Below are 2005 nucleotides of genomic sequence, written 5' to 3'. Positions count from 1 at the left end.
ATCGACGCCTGATCTGCATAAAAGTGTCGATTTCACGACGCAGGATGCCCGCCCCCGCGTCGGATGCCTGTTATGTCTGGTATGTGCCGCCCGGGTGGCCCCCTCCGTGATGACCTCGGGGAAGTCGGGGGAGACGTGCACGATGAACCCGACCTTCCCGAGATCAACACGGACGGGGCGGGGGCACCGGGGGGCGGGCGCCACGAGCGCGGGCGGCCACGCACCTTCACCACCGCGCCGCCTGGACCGCAAGCGGCCTGCTGGACGACAGGCAGGGCCGGGGAACCGCTTCGCTCACCCCGTCGCCGCCAACAACGGTGACCATGCACACGCCTGCCGGCCGACGACGCTGCGCCGAGGGCCGCCCGCCTCCGTCGTCGCCGCCATCTCCCCCGCACCCCGGCGGCCCGCCGCCTGACCAGGGTCCGTGAGCGGGGTGGGTGGCCGTCGGTCCCTTGCCGCCGAACGTCTTCTGTCCCTGGGGTCATGGCGCCGGGCCCGCCACTTGGACGAGATCCTTCAGTTCGGCATAGCGCTTCTCACCGATCCCCGAGACCTCCTGCAGCTGCTCCACCGCCTTGAAGCCCCCGTGCTCGGTTCTGAAGGCGATGATCCGTTCCGCCAGCACCGGGCCCACGCCCGGCAGCGTCTGAAGCTGCTCCTGCGTCGCCGTGTTCAGGTCGATGAGCGCCCCCTCCCCGCCTCCGGGAGGAGCGGCCCCGGGAGGCGCTTCTCCGGGAGGTGCCGGGGGCGCCGCCTGCTCGTACTCTTCGCCGACCAGGATCTGTTCGCCGTCGGCCAGCGGACGCGCCAGGTTCAGGGTGCCCGTGTCGGCCCCGTCCGCCACCCCGCCCGCCGCCTCGATCGCGTCCGCCACGCGGGACCCGGCGGGAAGGGTGACCACCCCCGGCTCGTTCACGTCGCCGCCCACGTGCACGGTCACCTCCCCCTGCGGCGCCGCGCTCTCGGGGCCCGGCGGGGCAGGGCCGGGGGACGACAGCGCCGCCGGGGACGGATCGGACGGTGCCGACTCCGCCTGCAGCTGGGGCGCAGGATCGCTCGCGGGCGGCCCACCGAGCGTGAACCACGCCGTCGCCGCCACCGCCGCAGCGCAGACCAGCAGCAGCCCGCCGAGCCCGGCCCGCCCCAACCGGGCGCGTCCGTCCGGGGCGTTCAGCTGGAGGCGCTCGGCCACCAGCTCCGACAGCGACGGCCGGAGCGACGCCGCGGTCGCCTCGGCGTACCCGCGCGGCAGGGGCTCCTCCTCGCCGTCCGGAACCGCCCGGCGCGGCGGCGGGTGCCTCCGGGGCCGGTCGGTGCGGAAGGCGGTGTCCGACACGGCGTCCGAGGCGGTGTCCGGGGCGGCGCCGACGCCGAAGGCGTATGGCGGTGCGGGCAGGTCCACGTCGGGGACGGGGTCCTCCGGGAACGGATCCTCGGGTCCGGGGCCCTCGGCGGGGCCGGGCGGGGGTGGCCCCTCCGGCGTGACGGGGGAGGGGCGGCCGTACTCCGCCCGCCGCCCCGGCGGTGCGCCCGGGGCGGTGTCGTCGGCCCCGGCCCCCGGGCGGTCCGTGGGGCCGGCTCCGGGGTGGGCGGGCCCGGCGCCCGTGGCCGAACGGAGGCGCTCGGCCGTCGTGCTGTGCGCTTCGGAGTGGCGGCCTCTGCCGCGGAACGGGGACATGACGCCAGCCTGCTCCGCCCCCGCGCCGATCGGCGGACCGATCGACGCGCTGTGGACAACCGGCGGGGGCGACCCGTCGGCGGCGTCCCGGGGTAGGCCAGGGCTTCCGTGGCGGGGCCGGATCCGGGGGCGTCCTGGCCGTGCGGCGCCGTGGCCGGTGGTCGTGGCCGCAGGGCCCCTGTGGCGGGGTGGGCGGACGTGCGCGACTCCGAGGGGCACGCCCCCGGGCGGCCCGTTCAGAGCCCGCGCGGATCGGCGGGTGTACTCGTCGTTGATCTCGGGAAACTCGGGGTTGAACCGGACACGATAAGCCCGACTTCCCCG

At 76.4% G+C, this 2005-nt stretch carries 1 protein-coding gene; it reads right to left on the bottom strand.

The genetic code is table 11. The features are described from left to right. Positions 1–484: 484 nt before the first annotated feature. A complete protein-coding gene (locus tag O4J56_RS31940) occupies positions 485–1681 on the bottom strand; it encodes a ComEA family DNA-binding protein (protein WP_270690967.1) in 1197 nt (398 codons plus the stop codon). Positions 1682–2005: the final 324 nt, after the last annotated feature.

The organism is Nocardiopsis endophytica (assembly GCF_027706725.1).
Classification (GTDB): domain Bacteria; phylum Actinomycetota; class Actinomycetes; order Streptosporangiales; family Streptosporangiaceae; genus Nocardiopsis_A; species Nocardiopsis_A endophytica.
This window is presented reverse-complemented; position numbering and strand designations above follow the sequence as displayed.